This is a genomic window from Pseudomonas sp. BJa5 (genome assembly GCF_030272875.2).
Taxonomy (GTDB): domain Bacteria; phylum Pseudomonadota; class Gammaproteobacteria; order Pseudomonadales; family Pseudomonadaceae; genus Aquipseudomonas.
Map to the genome: position 1 here is coordinate 1 of NZ_JALRNG020000147.1, position 272 is coordinate 272.

1 pseudogene is annotated in these 272 nt (G+C 68.0%); it reads left to right on the top strand.

What is annotated here, in order from left to right:
* Nucleotides 1-272, top strand: a pseudogene (locus M2D63_RS25785) (bifunctional diguanylate cyclase/phosphodiesterase); the annotation flags it as partial.

Here is a 272-nt window from a genome sequence, read left to right on the forward strand (position 1 = left end):
GCCTGTCGGTGGCGCTCGGCCGCCAGGATGTGCAACGCCAGGAAAGCGAACTGGTCGCCAATGCAGGCGCGCGGCTGTCCGCGGTGCGTGCCGCCCAGGAGGCCCAGTTGCGCTCGGCCTGCGGCGAAACCGAGGGGATCGCCCAGTTGCTCAGCGCCGACGGCGATATCAGCCCCGAGCACTTTGATGACATGGCCCGCCAGGCCATCGCCTCGGTCCCGCTTCTTCGCCATATTTCCCTGGCCCCGGGGGATGTGATCGCCGATGTCTAT